General features: G+C 70.0%; 13 protein-coding genes. 7 read left to right on the top strand and 6 right to left on the bottom strand.

The genetic code is table 11. The features are described from left to right. Positions 1-11: 11 nt before the first annotated feature. Entirely contained in the window at positions 12-227 is a 216-nt protein-coding gene (locus IPJ59_RS15580) for an MbtH family protein (RefSeq protein WP_293252050.1), read from the top strand. A 138-nt stretch (positions 228-365) separates the two neighbouring features. Here the strand turns inward: IPJ59_RS15580 and IPJ59_RS15575 are convergent, their stop codons facing one another. The 4 genes from IPJ59_RS15575 to IPJ59_RS15560 all read right to left on the bottom strand — a co-directional run bounded on the left by IPJ59_RS15575 (position 366) and on the right by IPJ59_RS15560 (position 6,702). Further along, on the bottom strand, positions 366-3,449 hold the full coding sequence (locus IPJ59_RS15575; protein WP_293272321.1) for a serine/threonine-protein kinase: 3,084 nt from the start codon (positions 3,447-3,449) through the stop codon (positions 366-368). 110 nt (positions 3,450-3,559) lie between these two features. Further along, on the bottom strand, positions 3,560-4,840 hold the full coding sequence (locus tag IPJ59_RS15570; RefSeq protein WP_293252046.1) for a carboxypeptidase-like regulatory domain-containing protein: 1,281 nt from the start codon (positions 4,838-4,840) through the stop codon (positions 3,560-3,562). A 43-nt stretch (positions 4,841-4,883) separates the two neighbouring features. After that, positions 4,884-5,996 (bottom strand): phosphohexomutase domain-containing protein, encoded by a 1,113-nt coding sequence (locus IPJ59_RS15565; RefSeq protein ID WP_293272320.1) that lies wholly within the window; start codon positions 5,994-5,996, stop codon positions 4,884-4,886. 25 nt (positions 5,997-6,021) lie between these two features. Then, positions 6,022-6,702, bottom strand: coding sequence for a phosphohexomutase domain-containing protein (locus IPJ59_RS15560; protein WP_293272319.1), 681 nt, complete (start codon positions 6,700-6,702; stop codon positions 6,022-6,024). A 244-nt stretch (positions 6,703-6,946) separates the two neighbouring features. Between IPJ59_RS15560 and IPJ59_RS15555 the strand changes: the two genes are divergently transcribed. From IPJ59_RS15555 to IPJ59_RS15535, 5 genes are all read left to right on the top strand, one after another. After that, the gene (locus IPJ59_RS15555) at positions 6,947-9,184 is read left to right on the top strand and encodes an ABC transporter permease family protein (RefSeq protein ID WP_293252042.1); all 2,238 of its coding nucleotides are present in this window, start codon (positions 6,947-6,949) and stop codon (positions 9,182-9,184) included. A 124-nt stretch (positions 9,185-9,308) separates the two neighbouring features. Then, positions 9,309-10,139: a polyamine aminopropyltransferase gene (gene speE, locus IPJ59_RS15550; protein WP_293252040.1), complete on the top strand. Its 831-nt coding sequence runs from the start codon at positions 9,309-9,311 to the stop codon at positions 10,137-10,139. Between the two features lie 69 nt (positions 10,140-10,208). Then, complete coding sequence (locus tag IPJ59_RS15545; protein ID WP_293272318.1) at positions 10,209-11,660, top strand: MYXO-CTERM sorting domain-containing protein; 1,452 nt, start codon at positions 10,209-10,211, stop codon at positions 11,658-11,660. Between the two features lie 11 nt (positions 11,661-11,671). Next, complete coding sequence (locus tag IPJ59_RS15540) at positions 11,672-12,901, top strand: hypothetical protein (RefSeq protein ID WP_293272317.1); 1,230 nt, start codon at positions 11,672-11,674, stop codon at positions 12,899-12,901. Between the two features lie 114 nt (positions 12,902-13,015). After that, complete coding sequence (locus tag IPJ59_RS15535) at positions 13,016-13,732, top strand: hypothetical protein (RefSeq protein WP_293272316.1); 717 nt, start codon at positions 13,016-13,018, stop codon at positions 13,730-13,732. Positions 13,733-14,103: 371 nt separating this feature from the next. Here IPJ59_RS15535 and IPJ59_RS37810 read toward each other — a convergent pair whose 3' ends face one another. Both IPJ59_RS37810 and IPJ59_RS15520 read right to left on the bottom strand, forming a co-directional pair. Then, on the bottom strand, positions 14,104-15,528 hold the full coding sequence (locus IPJ59_RS37810; RefSeq protein WP_366524601.1) for a thrombospondin type 3 repeat-containing protein: 1,425 nt from the start codon (positions 15,526-15,528) through the stop codon (positions 14,104-14,106). 117 nt (positions 15,529-15,645) lie between these two features. Continuing rightward, entirely contained in the window at positions 15,646-16,713 is a 1,068-nt protein-coding gene (locus tag IPJ59_RS15520) for a choice-of-anchor L domain-containing protein (RefSeq protein ID WP_293272315.1), read from the bottom strand. On the opposite strand from IPJ59_RS15520, the gene IPJ59_RS15515 reads away from it, so the two are divergent. After that, positions 16,691-17,053: a hypothetical protein gene (locus tag IPJ59_RS15515; protein ID WP_293252028.1), complete on the top strand. Its 363-nt coding sequence runs from the start codon at positions 16,691-16,693 to the stop codon at positions 17,051-17,053. The two genes, IPJ59_RS15520 and IPJ59_RS15515, sit on opposite strands and share 23 nt — an antisense overlap. Positions 17,054-17,088: the final 35 nt, after the last annotated feature.

Below are 17,088 nucleotides of genomic sequence, written 5' to 3'. Positions count from 1 at the left end.
CGGAGCGCAGCATGTCCAGCGAAGACCGCGAAGACGACACGATCTACAAGGTCGTCGTGAACCACGAGGAGCAGTACTCGATCTGGCCCTCCGAGCGCGAGCTGCCGCTCGGCTGGAAGGAGGCCGGCAAGCAGGGCCCGAAGGCCGAGTGCCTCGATTACATCAAGGAGGTCTGGACCGACATGCGCCCGCTCAGCCTCCGCAAGAAGATGGAGCGCGACGAGTAGACCTGTCCCTCGGGACAGCCCGAGCCAGCTCAGCCAGCAAGAGCCCGCTGAGCCAGCGCAGCTCAGCCAGCTCAACCCGAGCTCGCTCCGGCGCAGCCACGCCGCCGCGACGAGCATCTCGTCGCGCGGCGCTGCAGGCTACTTTCCCGCCGCCTTCTTCTTCGCCTCGGCGAGCGCCGCCTTGGCGGGCTTGTCCTTCTTGCGCAGCGCGGTCGCGGCCTTGTAGGCCTCGACGGCGTCGGTCCAGCGACCGAGGCCCGCGAGCGTCTGCCCGCGGAGCATCTGCGCGTCGAAGCTCTTGGGGTTAACCTTCGTGACCTCCTCGATCAGCGGCAGGATCTCGTCCCACGCCTTCATGTGGCGCAAGATCCTGCTCTCGGTGAGCACGGCCTCCGTGAACGGTGCGATCGCGTCCTTGTTGTCCGGGGCCAGCACGAACAGCTCGCGCAGGAAGGCCGCGGCCTCGTGCGCGTGCTTGTCGGCCAGCTCCTTGCTGCCCTTCGCCAGCAGGCCCTCGACCGCCTTGCCGCGAAGGCGAGCGATCGCCTCGTTGCCCGCGTCGAGCGTGGCCAGCTGCTGCAGGTACTCCGAGAGGTTGTTGCCCGCCGGCGCAGTCAGCCGGCCCTCCCCCAGCGCGAGCTCGGCGCGGGTCACGATCACCATCGGGTCGTGCGTCGGTGCCGGTGGTGGGACCGGCGGCTCCGGCTCGACCGTGTCGGGCTCATCGGGCTCGGCCACATCGGCGCTGGTCTTCACCACGACCTCGCCACCCTTGGCGTCGGGCTTTGGCGGCACCGGACCGCCGCCGAACAGCTGCGGGTACAGCAGCACCGCCGCGATGATCAGCGTGCCGCCGGCCACCAGCCACAACCAACCGTTCGAGCTCTGCTGCACCGGCTCGACGACGTCCTGCTGGGTCGGTCGCTCGACCAGCGGCTCAGGCGGCCGCTGCACTGACGATGGCTCCCGACGCTCCTCTCGCATCGCCGTCACCGGCGTCAGCCCGCTGGGGCCGCTCGCCGGGCCCGTGCGTGGCCCCGAGGCCGACGCCTCGTTGCTGACCGGCGCCCGCATCGACGAGCTCGACGCGCTCTCCGGCGGAGGCGGTAACGGCAGGTTCGCCGATCGCTCCGACGTGTCCAAACGGGGCACCCCGGCGCCAGCCAGCGCCGCCGCGACGGCGCTCTTCACCGGTCGCGGCGCCTTGCTGTCGAGCGCCCGCAGCAGCTCAACCTCGAGCACCCGCATCGACGACGGCCGCTCCTCGGGTCGCCGCGACAGGCAGGCCGCGATCACGTCGGCGAGCCCCTCGGGCACGTCCGGCGCCACATCCGTGACCCGGGGCGCGTCGCGTGCACCCTTCTGGATCAGCACGTCGATCGCGTTGCGCCCCTTGTACGGCAGACGCCCGCTCAGCGTCTCGAACAGCACCGCCCCGAGCGCGTAGATGTCACACGCCGGGTTGGCCTCGGCGCCAGCGGCCTGCTCGGGGGCCATGTAATCGGGCGAGCCGATGATCAACTCCTGCTGTGAGGTGGTCGTCGACGGCTCGCTGTCGACGTGCGAGCAGATGCCGAAGTCGACGACCTTCACGAAGTCGAGGTCGCCCTCCTGCGCCACCAGCACGATGTTGCTGGGCTTGAAGTCGCGGTGGATGATCCCCGACTCGTGCGCCGTGCCCAGCGCGCGGCACACCTGGCTGGCCACGTGGACGGCCCGCCCTGGCGAGATGCGACCTTCCTCCTGGATGATCGTCGCCAGGCTCTGGCCATCGAGCAGCTCGGTCACCGCGTACACGGCCCCGTCGTCGAGCTTGCCGATGTCGAACACCTGCGCGATGTTCGGGTGCTTGAGCTCCTGCGCCGCCTGGGCGTCGGCCATGAAGCGGGCCATCACCTCCGGTTCGCGGGCATAGATCTCCGGCAGCACGCGCAGCGCACACGGAACCCCACGCTCGGTGTCGCGGGCCCGATACAGCGCGCCCATGCCGTCGAAGACCTGCAGGTCCTCGACCCGGTAACGACCGGCGACGACGGTACCCCAGCGCTGTTCTGCCTCCTCCCGGGTCGACGCCGTGGGCTTCGCTGTGTGGCCGCTGAGAAGGCCCATTTCCTCGATATCCGCCATCCTGCTCTCGCTTGCTGCCCGTCGGCCCCGGCGTGGGATGTCCATGGAGTCCGAAAGGCTGACGGCATCCTGCCCCCGACCTTGCTCCCGGACCCTGGAGAAATCTTCGCGAACGTAGCTCGCGTAGTCGTGAGTCTCAAATTTGTGGTCTCGCGCGAAGATGTCGCGCATAAACCCGCCAATCCGGTCCGTATCACAGCTCGGATAATTTCGCGCGAGGATCTCCGAAAGGCTCGCACGGAAGCGGTCCGCCGTCTGATAGCGCTGCTCTCGCTCGGTCCCGAGGGCCCGCAACACGATCGAGTCGAGGCCATCCGGTATCTCAGGGACCAGCTCCGAGGGCGCCCGCACGAACGGGTCACGGGCGGCCGCGAGCGTCGCGCCGTGGCTCGCCACGCTCGCGGAGAACAACTGCCGCCCCGTGAGTAATTCCCAGAGCACGATCCCCGCCGCATAAATGTCGGTGCGCCGGTCGACCGCCTGACCCCGGGCCTGCTCCGGCGAGAGGTAGTTGAAGCGGCCGAGCACCCGCCCCGGGCTCGTGATCTCCGAGCGCAGCACGCTCTTCGCCAGACCGAAGTCCGTCAGCTTCACCTCGCCGCGGTAGCCGACCAGGATGTTCGGCGGTGAGATGTCACGATGGACCAAGCCGAGCCCCATCGCGTCGTGCACATACGCCAGCCCGCGGAGCAGCTCGCGGACCACGAACACCGCGATGTCGACCGGGATCCGCCGCTGCAGCTGTGCGCAGCGGTTCCACACCGCCCGCAGGTCCTTCCCGTCCACCAGCTCCATCGCCAGGTAGAGCTGACCCTCCACGGCCCCGACATCGAACACCTGTACGAGGTTGGCGTGATTCAGGCGCACGACCACACGAGCCTCATCGAAGAAGCGGCGACCGAGCGCGCCGTCCTCATCAGCATCGGCGTCGGCGAGCAAGGTCTTGACCACGCACAGCTTCTCGAGCCCGCCATGCTCGCCAGCCGCCGCGAGGTACAGCGCGCCCATCCCCCCGCGGGCCATCTCGCGGAGCAGTACGAACTTCCCGAAGCCCCGCGGGAACTCGTCATGATGGGTCGCTGCCTCGTCGCGCACGCCTAGGGCGCGTTGTACACGATGTCGACCCGGACGATCGTCCTCGTCGCGCACGCCTAGGGCGCGTCGTACACGATGTCGACCCGGACGATCGTCCTCGTCGCGCACGCCTAGGGCGCGTCGTACACGATGTCGACTCGGTGGACGATCGCTCCGCCCGCCTCGCCGGCTCCCGCCGCTACCTCGATCTCGCGCCGCTGCGTCCCCGAGCCAGGAGCCCGGATGACCAGCGCATAGCGACCCGGCGCCACATCCTCCGCCTGCACCCGTCCGTCTGCGTCCGTGCGGGCGCCCGCAAACGGCCCACCATCGACCAGCGCCCCGGCCACCCCATCCCCGCCGTCGCGCCGCACAACCTCAATTACCAGGGTCGGTCCCTCTGCCGGACGATCGCCGACCAGCGTCACCTCGGTCCCCGCGTCCACCTCGTTCGCCGTCGCCAGAGTGACCCCGTCCTGGAGCACCCGCAGGTCGTAGCCCCCCTCCCCCAGCTCGGCCAGCGCGAAGCTCCCGTCCTTCACCACCGCCTGGTGCACCTCGTATCCGCGCACATGCGAGCGCGCCAGCACGCGCGCCCGCGGGTACGCCCGACCCTCCGCATCCCGTACCGTACCCCGCAGCGCCGGCAACGGCGGCAACAGGGTCACCTGCCAGTCCTCCTGCCCGAGCTCGACGGCTCGCTCGACGCTACGAAACCCGGGGGCGCGAGCCACGAGCACCAGCGCGTTGTAGGCCGGCACCTCCGCCGCATCGCCGACTTCACAGCGCCCGCTGGCCTCCCCGCAGGGATCACAGGGCGGCCGCTCGACGCGGGCGAAGCCAAAGCCCCCCTCCGCGTCGCTCGTCGTGGTGCTGGTCGTAAACGGCGGCAGCGCGGTCGGGTCGTCGTCGCTCCCGCGCCGGACCATCAGGCGGGCCCCGGCCACCGGCTGTCCCTCCACGTCGACCACAGTCCCGACGATCCGCTCCAGCGGCCGCGCCGTCACCATCTGCTCGCTCTGATTCGGCTCGAACACCCACGGCTCGCGCGGCAACAGGTGCGTATGGCGGAATTCAGCGCAGACCAGGCCCCGGCAACCGGGCCCGACGAACTGCCCCTCCTCGCCGACCTCGACCACCCCGGCGTCGATCGGGAAGCTGTGCGACCCCCCCCTCGGCAGACAATGAAGGATCACCCGCCCGTCGGTCACCGGCATCCCGTCGCTGTCGACGATCCGCCCCCGCACCTGGCCAACGCCGCTGCGATCCGCCTCACCACGGCTCCCGATCCCCATCGACCCGCTCGCCGACCCGCCGGCCACGGCCGACCGCCGGCCGGTGCGCTTGCCGGAACCGGCCTTGCCCACCGGCACATCACTCCACCACAACCACAGAAGCAGCGCCGCCAGCACCAGCGAGAGCCCTGCGATCCACCGCCTCACATCTCCCCCTAGCTCAGGCCAACAGCGGCTGCATGATCGCTCGCGCGGCCGCCTCTGCCTCGCGCAGCACCCGTTCAATCAGCCCGTCGATGTCCAACCTCACCGCCGCGAGCTGGTCCAGCGGCAAGTTGGCGGCGCTGCGGGCCAGCGCATAGACCTTCAACTTGGGCTCCGTCCCACTCGGCCGCAGCACCACCCGACAGCCACGACCGTCCCCCTCGAGCTCAAAGCTGAGCACGTCGCCGGGCAGGTCGCGGGTGACCGAACCGGTGCTCCGCGGCTGCGAGCGGTCATCGACCCGAACGACCGCCAGCCCGGCGAAGCCTGCCGGAGGCGCCGCTCGCCAGGTCTCCATCACATGCGAAATGGCGCGCCGACCAGCGAGGCCAGGCGCCACCAAATTAGCTGTCTTTTCGAGGTGATACCCGTAACGGCACCAGATCCTCTCGAGGTTATCGAACAGCGTGCGTCCCTCGGCATGGGCCACCGCAGCGCACTCCGCCAGCAACAACGCTGCGATCGCCCCATCCTTGTCGCGGATGTCGTCCCCCCGGACATAGCCGTGACTCTCTTCGCAGCCAAAAATCAGAGTCTTCTCTGGACGTTCAGCCATCATCCCGGCGTGATGCTTGAACCCCACCAGGAGATCGTCGACCACCTCGACCCCGTGTGCCCGTGCCATCGCCGCGAGCAGGGGCGTGGTCACCAGCGTCGTCAGCACCCAACCGTTCGGCGGCAGCCGCCCGGCCATGTTGTCGAGCACATGGTCGAGCATCAGCACCCCGAGGCGATTGCCGTCGATGGCCACCATCCCGCCATCCCGGCCACGAACGGTCGCCCCGAGCCGGTCCGCGTCCGGATCAGTGGCCAGCACCAGCTGCGCCCCCACCGACTCCGCCAGCGCCACCCCCATCGCCATCGACACCGGCAGCTCCGGGTTGGCCGACGCCACGGTCGAGAACCGTCCGCCGTCCGGATCACACTGGACCGCGACCAGGTGCACGGTCAGACCACGGGCCTTGAGCACCTCGCCCGCGCTGGTGTGCCCGACCCCATGCAGCGGCGTGAACACCAGCGAGAAGCCCCGCGCCTCGAGCGACCCCGGGACCACGCCCTGCGCCAGCACATAGTCGTGGTACGGCCGGTCCGCCTCACTCCAGCACCTGTTCTGGCGCGATCACATGGATGAGCCCCCGCGCCACGCCGACCCGCCCCGATGTCCCATCCCCCGCCGCGAGGATCGCCCGCATCAGCGCCGTGTCGCGCGCCCCAAGCACTTGCGCCCCGTCCGGTCCGTAGATCTTGATCCCGTTGTCCTCCGGCGGGTTGTGACTGGCGCTCACCACGACGCCCGCGCCACATCCCATGCGTCGCACGAGGAACGACAGCTCGGGCGTCGGTCGCGGCGCATCCAGGAGGATCACCGTCAGCCCGCCGGCCGCACACTCCTCGGCAACCGCATAGGCGAACTGGCGCGAGTGCATCCGCGTGTCGTAGACGATCGCCACCTGGGGTGTGTCCCCGGCCGCACGCAACGCGTCGACCACCCCCTGGGCCGTCTCGCGCACCACCACCGAGTTCATCCGATTGGGCCCTGGCCCGACCCGACCGCGCCGGCCCCCGGTCCCGATCGGGAGCACCTGCGAGAACGCATCCAGGAGCTCGGCCCGAGCCGCGTCCGAGCCCCCCGCGACCTCCGCGAGCAGGGCATCGAGCGCCGGTCGCTCGCTCGCATAATGAGGATCATCGATCCACCGGCGGACCGCCCGCTCGGTGTCGGCGGGCAGCCCCAGGTTGAGGGAGTCGAGGTGGCTGTGTGATGCGTCGGTCACGGGCGAAATCCTACCTCAAACTGCACAGAACTTGCTGCGCGGTGAAATCATCTCCTCGCGCGCGTCGTTCCATGGAACACTCAAGTGCTTCCGGTTGTCTGGTCGACCAGTTGAGCAAGGCGGGTCCATCGTGCACGACGATCATCAAACTACTCCTTCGCGCGCCGCACACGGGCCGCGCCCCCTCCTCCAGCGTCTGCGGCCGTTTCTGCGCCGTGACCTCAAACCTCGCGTCCTCTCGGCTGTGGTCGCCGCCACCCTGCTCAGCGGGCTGACCTGGCTCGGCACCTCCGCCCTGACGCGGATGGACAGCCCCGCCGCCCAGGACGTGCGCGTAGCCCTCGGCATGGAGCACCGCTTCGCGGTCTGCGATGGCCCTGGACAGCCAATCTGCTCGTACGACGACCGCGATCAAACCAACGTCGACCGCGAGTTCCAGGCCCAGCAGCGCGTCCGCGTGGCGATCCTCCACGAGCTCCGCGCCCGCGTCGACCAGGGCCTCGCCAACCTCAGCGCCGCCGAGTCGATCCTCAAGACCCAGACCGTCGACCTCGAGGGCGACCTCCTGGGCGGCCGTAAGGACCTCTCGGACCTCCTCCTCACCACCATCGACCTCCGCCCGCTGACCACCCGCGACGAGGACCTCCAGCGCAGCTCGGCGCTGCAAGTCGCCGCCTCCACCTTCGAGGTGCACGACGGCAAGATCGACGGCGCCAACATCGTCCTGCTCCGCGAGATCGAGGCCCAGCGCCGTCAGCTCCTTGGCCACGCCGATCGCCTCGACCGCCTCGCCCGCCGCGACGCCGGCTTCGCCATCGACACCAGCGGCACCGACCGGCAGGCCCTCTGGGCCGACCTCTTCAACGGCGATCCTTATGGCGCCGGTGGCGAGTTGGCCAGCTGGGTGCTCAGCTCCGGCGGCCTGCCCACGGTCTCGCAGAGCCTCGCCGGCCTCGCCCAAACAAACGCCAAGACCCTCGCAGAGGCCGTCTTCCGCAAGGACGACAAGATCTGGCAGAACGGCCTGGTCGACCCGATCGCCGAATTCACCAGCATCCAGAAGCCCAGCGTCCGCTACCGTTCCCCGGTCGACGACAGCCAGCGCTGGCAGCTGCTCGGCTCGGTCCTCCTCGGCTTCGCCTCGTTGATGCTCCTGCTCGTCGGCCCGGTCATCACCGCCACGCACACCGCCCGCGAGCGTGAGGCCGGCACCCTGCCGGTCCTGCGCATGACCGGCCTCTCCGCTGGCGACCTGGCTCTGGCCATGACCCTCGGGCCCAACGTCTTCGCCATGCTCGGCGGCGGCATCCTCCTGCTCATCAGCACCGTCATCCTCGGCCTCACCGCCGGACCGACCGCGCTGCTCATGCCGCTCGCCCTCATCAGCGTGCTCGCGGCGGCCACCCACCTCACCGCGATCGGCATCGGTGACGCCCTCGGCCACCGCGTCAACGCCCTCCTGGTCGGCGCCCTCATGGCGCTCGGCATCGCCGGCACCGGCATCGTCGGCGGCACTCTGGTCGGCGCCAACATGGCCAGCGCTGGCCTCCTGCTCGGGCCGCTGCCCGCCTCGCTCGGCGCCGTCGTCGGCCTGTCCGGCCTGCCCGGCAGCGAGAACCTCGCCATCGCCTCCGACCCCGAGCTCGGCCCGACCATGCTGGGCTACGCGCTCCTCACCCAGCTGATGATCGCCGGCATCTGCCTGATGAGCTGGCGCCGGCGCGTCGAGCAGGCCTGGGCCCCGTTGTTCCGTCCGGCCGAGGGCATCGCCCTCGCGATCGCCAGCATCGGCTGCTCCGCCCTCGCCATGGTCGACCTCTCGGCCCGCATCAACACCCAGAGCTTCGACAGCCTGAACCTCGTCACCTTCCTCGCCAGCGCCTTCCTCCTGCCGTTGCTCGGCTGGCTGCTGGTCGCCAGCCTGCGCCGCCCGGCCCGCGCTCACGCCGTACCAAGCCACATCGAGGCCCGCAGCGCCTTCCTCCGCTTCCAGGGCGTACTGGCCCTGACCATGCTGGTCGTCGGCATGGCCTACACCAACGTCATGGCCAGCTCGGGCCTCAACGGTGAGCAGTCCGAGGTCATGTGGGCCACGCTGGCCCAGGTCATCCTGGTCGCCGAGACGGCCGTCGCCGGCCTGCTCCTCAGCTCGCGTCGCCGCGACGGCAAGCTCGGCATCAGCATGGCCACCGGCGCCCTGCTGGTCGTCCAGATCGCCTTCGCCGTCCTGGTCTACCGCCTCGAGGTCGACCACGTCGCCATCACCCACAGCCCCGGCCTGCCCTTCCTCTACGGCATGAATGCCTCCCCCTACTGGGTCGCCCTGATGATCCTCGTGTGGGGCTCCGGCTTCGGCCTCATCCTGACCGCCCTCCTCCGCGAGCGTGACCGGGCCCAGGCCGCCGCCGCTGCCGAGGTCGAGGAGCCCACCAGCGAGGACGACAGCGAGGCCAACGATCGCCGCGGCCGCTGGCTGCATTAGCCTCACGGCCCCGTCCGGGGCCTGGGTCGACCGAGGCGGTCGATCCGGCCTCCGGCCGGCCGCGCTTGAGTCCCGGGCAGGGGCAGGGTAAGACCCCGCCGCCTGCCCGGCCCCGTTAACGCCCATGCCCTGGTTCTACGAGCCCTACCACGACATCTCCGCGATCGGCATCCACATCACCGAGCTGCGGCACCACGAGCAGAGCGCCTTCCAGGACATCAAGGTCTACGACACCGTCGGCCACGGTCGTCTGCTCCTGCTCGACGACATGGTCATGCTCACCGAGCTCGACGAGTTCGTGTACCACGACCTCATTACGCACATCCCGCTGTGCGTGCATGCGGCTCCACGCCAGGTGCTCGTGGTCGGCGGCGGCGACGGTGGCACTGTGCGCGAGGTCCTCAAGCACCCCGGGGTCGAGCGCGTGGTCCTCTGCGAGATCGACGAGCGAGTCACCCGCGTCTGCCAGCGATGGATCCCCTCGGTCGCCGGCCACCTCGACGACCCGCGGGTCGAGCTCGTCTTCAGCGACGCCGTCGACTACGTCCGCAGCCACGCCGGCACCTTCGACGCCGCCCTGGTCGACTCCTCGGAGCCGATCGGTCTCGCCGCGGGCCTGTTCGCGGGCAGCTTCTTCGCCGACCTGCGCCAGGCCCTGCGTCCTGGCGGGGTGATCAGCGCCCAGACCGAGTCGCCCTTCTACGCGGCTGCCACCGTCCGCGCCGTCTTCAACGAGCTGCGCGGCGTGTTCCGCGAGGTCCACGGCTACATCGGCAACATCCCCACCTATCCCGGTGGTTGCTGGACCTTCGCCCTCGCCAGCGACGATCGCAGCCCCGCGACCCTCGACGAGCGCCGCGCCCAGGCCCTGCGCTGCAACTACTTCAACCCTGCGATCGCCCGCGCCGCCTTTGCCCTCCCCGAGTTCACCCGCCGTCTCGTCGACCCCGCCTGATCGGGCGCGGGCCAGGTCACATCGCGCACGTTGCGAAACCGGCGGCCAGCCGTGATACGGTGCCTCCCGATGCTGCCGCGCCTCACAGTCCTGCCGTTCCTCCTCACCTGTCTGGCAGCGAACCCAGCCCTCGGTGCGCCAGATGAGCTCACCACCGCGATCCCCACCTCCGCGCCGTGGTACCGCCCCCAGGTCCTGAACGCGGACGCTCCGCCCCCTCTCGCAGCCCAGCCCGGCCTTCTCTACGTCAACTACGACGGCGGCAAGATGAACGGCTGCGGCTGGGGTAACAACGACCCCAAGAACAACTGCTCGGTCATCTTCCACGGCACCGTGCTGCCCTTCTCCGGCGACGCCGCCATGCGCGCCGCGGTCGTCCAGTACATCCGCAAGGACTTCAGCGACTTCAACATCCGCGTCACGGACATCCGCCCCGGCGACAACGTCGACTACGACATGGAGATGGTCGGCGACTGGGACCCCGCGCCGGACGGTGGCTTCGCGGGCGTCGCCCCCAGCATCGACTGCTTCAACGCCGACGGCGGCGAGGTCAGCTTCACCCTCGACTACAGCCCGAGCGCCGGGAGCATCGCCAAGGCGATCCTGCAGGAGGTCGCCCACACCTGGGGCCTCGAGCACGTCGACTCCACGGGCGACCTCCTCTACCCGACCACCGCAGGCGTCGCCGACCCGACCTACCAGGACGAGTGCTTCCAGATCGTCCAGCTCAACCAGGTCAACCAGGTCGTGCCCGACACCGGTCAGTGCAAGCAGCAGCACCTGCAGTTCTGCAACTCCGGCAACCTGCAGAACAGCTACCGCGAGCTGCTCCAGACCTTCGGCCCCTCCGTCCCCGATCTCACCCCACCCACCGTGCAGATCGTCGAGCCCGCCGCGGACGCCGAGCTCGAGGGCCCCTTCAACCTCCGGATCCAGGCCGCCGACGAACAATCTCCGCAGCTGCTCGCCCTCGGCATCGTCGGCGAGGGCCCGAGCGCCTTCAACCTCGACCCCGCCCACTACCCGAGCCCGAGCGACCTCAAGTTCCCGCTCAAGGGCCTCGCCGCGGGCGCCTACAAGGTCACCGTCACGGCCGAGGACGAGGTCGGCAACCAGAGCCAGACCCAGGTCGCCTTCACCGTCGTCGGCCCGCCCGCACCCACCACCGCCGGCGACGACACCGGCCCCGCCGACACCAGCTCGAGCGACGGCGGCGACGACGACACCAGCGTCCCCACCACCACCAGCGCCAGCGACGACACCGGAGCTCCGCCGGTCACCACCACCCCCGTCGACAGCGAAGTCGGCGGCGACCCGATGGTGGAGAGCGGCGACGACGGCTGCAGCTGCCGCCACGCCAGCCCGTCCGCGCTCGCCCTCCTCCTGCCCCTCGCCCTCGGCCTGCGTCGCCGCCGAACTCGCGGCGGGCGAAGGTCAGCCGTGGACCTTCGGCCTGCGGCGCCGTCGGTCGCGAGCATGACACGCACGCTGCCGGGTGCGCCGCGCCGCGAAGGGCGGTAGCCTGGCCTGCCATGCGCCCTGCGCTGCTCGCCCTCCTCGCGCTCACCGTCCCCGCGACCGCCCGCGCCGGCGTTCGCGTCCCGGCCGAGCTCGCCGAGGTCCCGGGCCGCCACCTCGCCACCGCACCGCTGCCGCTGGCTGGCCCCGACCAGCTCCCGCAGTCCGCAGGCCGCCCGCACCTCCTCTACGTCAACTTCGACGGCGCCGTCCTGCGTCGCGGCTGCGGCAACGACTCGCGCCACGACTGCAGCAGCCTCGCCGACCTCTTCCACGGCTACGTCGGTCCCTTCGTCGGCACCGAGCACCGCCGCGTCTCGATCGTCCAGGCCGTGCGCAAGGACCTCGCCGACTTCGGCGTCCGCACCGTCATCACCCGCCCGCCCGCCGAGCAGGGCTACACGATGGTCCTCTACGGCGACCTCGGCACCCAGACCTTCGCCGGCGTCGCCCCCTACATCGACTGCGGCAACCTGTGGGACAACGACACCTGCTTCGCGGGCGCCTTCCAGGGCTCGAACATCGGCTCGACGATCATCCTGCAGGAGGCCGCACACACCTGGGGCCTCGAGCACGTCAACGCCCCCTTCGACAACCTCCACCCCTTCGTCGCCCAGGCCACCCCGTCGTTCCAGGACCAGTGCAACAAGATCGTCGCCAACACCGACCTCGTCGAGGTCGGCGGCCAGTGCAACCTCGTGCACGAGAAATTCTGCGAGGCCGGCTACCAGAACAGCTACCGCGAGCTGCTCTACCTGTTTGGCCCCGCGGTGCCCGACACCTCGCCCCCGACGCTCACGATCACGAGCCCACCCGACCACTCGACCCACGTCCTGCCGGTCACGATCCCGCTGCTCGGCGAGATGAGCGACGACCTCGCGCCGCAGTACTACGACATCACCATCACCAGCGCCGGCAAGACCCTCTACGAGGGTGAGGGCTACAAGCTGGCGCTCGCGCTGCAGAACCCGCCCGCCGGTGAGTACGAGCTCAAGGTCCGCGTCGTCGACGACGGAGGCAACGCCGGTCAGGCCGCCGTGCACTTCACGATCCTCCCCGAGGGCAGCGAAGATCCCGACACGGACAGCGGCGCCGGCGACTCCGAGACCGACACCGCCGCCGACGACACCAACGCGGGCGGCTGCCGGGTCGCCAGAACGCCGTCGGACCTCCCGTCCCGCGGGCGCGGCCTGGCCGTCCTGTTGCCCCTCGCCTGGCTGGCGCGGCGTCGCCGACCGCGCTAAGAGTGGCCCGTCATGCCTCGCCGGACCCTCGCTCGTGGCCTCCGAATTGGCCTCCCAGACAGCCTCCGCATTGGCCTCCCAGACAGCCTCCGAATTGGCCTCCTGGCTGGCCTTGTGGGGGGCCTCGCCGCCTGTCCGCAGGCCAGCGAGCCCGCCCCGGAGTCACGTCGCGACGACGCCCCGCCGAACCCCAACGACAAGCGCATCGTCGCCGACACTGCTGACTATTACGTCGCCGAGAACGGCGTGCCGAACCCGCCCAAAGAACCCCCGACCCCCAACACCGGTCGGCCCGACGAGAGCAACGGCAACTGTCGCCTGTTCGCGCCGGAGCTGTCCGAGCCCGAGTGTTGCACGCGCCAGCTCGGCCTCGACGTCGAGGTCGTGAAGCGGGCCTGCGGCCTCAAGCTCTACCTCGGCGAGTCGTTCCACGCGACCTGCGGCTACTACTTCCTGCCCGACGCCGAGGCCTCGGGCGCCCCCCCGACCTGGTTTCGCCTCTCGCTCGTCCGCGGCGCCGACGCGCGTGAGGCCGCCGAGGCGCACGACCTCTTCACCCGCCGGCTCGCCAGCGACCCAAACTTCCGCTCCGTGCCGATCCCCGGCCTCGCCGGCGCCTACTGGAGCGAGCAGGACGACCTCCACTGGGCCTTCCTCCCCGGCTGGTCGGTGGTTCGCCAGTTCACCTGGCAGACCGGCGCCTGCAGCGACGAGGGCATCCGCGAGATCCTCGAGCACCTCGTCGACGCACCCGAGATCCCCGCCGGCTCACCGCGCCTGAGCAAGATCCCCGGCCAACCACCAGCACCACCGCCCACCGCCGCCGGCTAGCCCGAGCCGCCCGCGAACCACGCGAGGATGTAGAGCGCGCGAGCCTGGGCCAGCCGGCTACCACGTGGACACCCCCCGGTACGCCCTCGTATCCTCGCGCGATGCTCACCCGCCTGCTGTTCGCCGCGCTCTGTCTGCTCCCAGCGCTCGCGCGTGCCGACGCTGGCCCGCCCACGACCGACGCAAGCACCGGCGCCGCCACCGACGCCAGCACCGGCACCGAGACGATGCCGCCCGAGTACCACGCCTGCGGCTGCCGCGGCGATCAGCTCGGCGGCGGCTGGGCATTGGCCGTCGCCGTGCTCGGCGGCCTGGCGCTCGCCACGCCGCCTGGCGCTGCGTCGCCGCAGCGCCAGCTGAGCCGCCCGCGATTACTGCGGCAGGATCGTGCCGACCCCGGCGCCCCACCAGCTCTGGGCCTTCTTGCCGAGGTTGGTGACCACCTTCGTCATCGGATCGATCTTGATCACCGTGCCCGACGAGTCGAACGCGAGGATCAGCCCCTCCCAGCCGGCGAGCCCGTAGATTCCGAAGAAGCCCTGGGTGACCGCCAGCTCGTTCGTCGCCTTCCCGGTCAGCGCGTCGACCGTCACGATCACCGTGCCCGCGGCGCCGTTCTTGTTGACCGCCGCGTAGGTGCCGACGTTCTCGATCGAGAAGGCGTCGCCCGCCGAGGTGTAGCCCGGCCCGTAGCTGCCGAGCTTCTTGGCCGTCACGACCTTGTTCACGAAGGTCAGGTGGTTCCAGCTGCCGTCGTTGCCGATGCCGATCAGCGAGTCGTTGTCGGGATCGATGATCCCCGCCGGGATCCAGGTCAGGCCGTTGTAGCTGTTGTTGAGCGTGCCGAGGTCGAAGCACTTGGCGGTGGTCGGGTTGCACACGTACGCGCGGCCGAAGCTGACCCCGTACAGCACGCCGTAGCGGTCGATCGCGATGTCGGTCATCGAGTCGTTGCCGAGCGGCCACTGGAACGGCCCGATGGCGACCACGCTGTAGTCGACCACGTCGACCGTCGACAGCGCGCTCGACGAGTGGGCGTAGATCTTCTTGGGGATGACGATGCCAGGCTGACCGCCGTCGTCGGGGAACACGTCGGCGTCGTTGGGGATGGCGTCGCCGTCCTTGTCGTCGTCGCAGACATCGCCGATGAGATCCTTGTCGAGGTCCTTCTGGTCGGCGTTGGGGGTGATCGGGCAGTTGTCGACGCCGTTGAGGATCCCGTCCCCGTCCTTGTCGTCGTCGCAGAAGTCGCCGATTTTGTCCTTGTCGAGGTCCTCTTGCTTGTCGTTCGGCACCAGCGGGCAGTTGTCGTCCGGGTCGGGGATCGTGTCGTCGTCGTCGTCGTCGTCGCAGGCGTCGCCGACACCGTCGCCGTCAGTGTCCAGCTGATCCTCGTTCGCGACCTCGACGCAGTTGTCCTGGTCGTCCGGGATCTTGTCGCCGTCGCCATCGGCGGCCTCCACCCCCGTGGTGCCGCTGGTCTCCCCGCCCGTGCTCGTCTGATTCGGGTCATTCATGGTCGTGGTCGCGGTGTCGGTCGCGCTGTCGGTCGCGCTGATCCCCCCCGTGAGGATGTCTGTGGTCTCGCCGGTCCCGGACGCGCTCGTGGTCGGCGGCGCGGTCGTCGGGCCGTCCGTCGTCGCCGCGGCGCCGGTCCCCGGGTCACCGCTGGTGGTGCCCTGCTGGCCGGTGTCCCCGGAGGCCGTGATGGTGACGGTCTCGGTGAGGCCGACGTCCGCCGACGAACAGCCGACCGCACCACCGAGGACCACAGAAAGGGCGACATTCGCGATCACGATCTTGCGCATAGTCCAAACCACTCCTGGCGCGACGGTATCGCATCTCGCGCCGCGGCGTTAGCGGTCTGTCTGCGCGGAGGGGGAGACCTCAGGCCCGCGGACGAGCTCGCGCCCTCACTTACCCTCGCAGCACGGCGGGTGGCCCATCGTGCCGCACTTCGGGTCATCGGGCTTCTCGACGCACAGACCGCAGCACTTCGGGTGCTGCGGCTTGCCGCAGCTGGGGTCCTGTTCCATCGGCACGCAGCCGACGCAGCTCCAGCGCCAGTTGTCGAGCAGCGCCAGCGTCGCCTTGCTGCTGTCGCCCATGTCCATGATCGCGAACGCGAACACCAGGGTCTCGCCCGGGCTCGCCTGGGCGTTGATCGTCGCCCAGCCGGTCGAGCCGTGGCCCTCGAAGCCGGTCCCCGCCAGCTCCGGCGCGTCGCCGATGAAGCCCGCCGACTCCATCTCGGGCGCCAGCGCCGTCACAGTGAACGGCTGCTTGTTGATGAAGGTGACGTTCCCCGTGTACACCTCGCTGGTCGCCCAGCCGATGAACATGTCGTTGAACTTCTCGCCGACGAACTCCGGGTACTCCGACGAGAAGTAGGCCACATCGAAGCCGAAGCCGTGGGTGCCCGCCGGCACCGCCACCTCGAGGCTGGCCCACAGCAGGTCGTTGGGGTCCTCGTTGCCGAGCTTCCAGTTGGGGTCGATGCTGTCCGAGCAGTCGTGGACGCCGTCGCAGTCCTGGGACGGCGTGCCGCCCTTGCCCGAGTTGCTGCCGACCACCGGGCTCATCGGCGCCGGCAAGGCGTTCGGATCGTCCGGGTTGAAGTTGTTGTCGTTGTCGAACTGCGGCTTGGTCTCGATCAGCACCCCGTCGGGCTGCAGGTCGGCGATCCGCCCGGTGCTGATCACGAGGAACTTCTCGCCCTCTTGCGGACGAAACAGCAGCTTTCCCGGCATGTCCGGGTCCTCCGCCTCACCGAAGCCGCGGGCCACCTTGAACCCGTACTTGTTCGACTTGAACTGCATCTTTTGGATCGGGATCGTGTTCTCCAGCGCCCCCTCGCAGCCGAGCCCGAGCGCGTGGAAGGGGTCGTCGTCCTGGTCGTCGCACACCAGCAAGATCCCCGGCGCCTCGCAGACCTCCCCCGTCGTCATGTCGCCGGTGATGTCCGTCGTGCTGCTGTCCACCGCGCCCGTGCTGCCGGCCGTCGTCCCCGATGTGGTGCTGCCAACCTCGCCGCTGCTGCCCGTCGCGCTCGCGTCGCTGCTCCCCGTCGGCGTCTCGGTGGTCGTCGGCGTCGTCGGGCTCGTCGAGGTCGACATCACCGCCTGCGTCGTGCCCTCCATCGTGCCGACCCCGGGACCGAAGCTCACCTCCGTGTCGTCCGTGCCAGACCCGCAGGCGGTCGCCACCGCCAGCCACGCCGCCGCCCACTGCACCGAGGATAAGGATCGCATGCCCGCTACCATACCCGAGCCGTGCGCCGGCCTGCACGTGTCGCTGGCGGGCGCGTTTGACCGGCCGTGACATTGCCGGGGACGCGGCGATCGCGTTAGCCTGCG

Source organism: Nannocystis sp. (assembly GCF_016714285.1).
Lineage (GTDB): Bacteria > Myxococcota_A > Polyangia > Nannocystales > Nannocystaceae > Nannocystis.
This window is presented reverse-complemented; position numbering and strand designations above follow the sequence as displayed.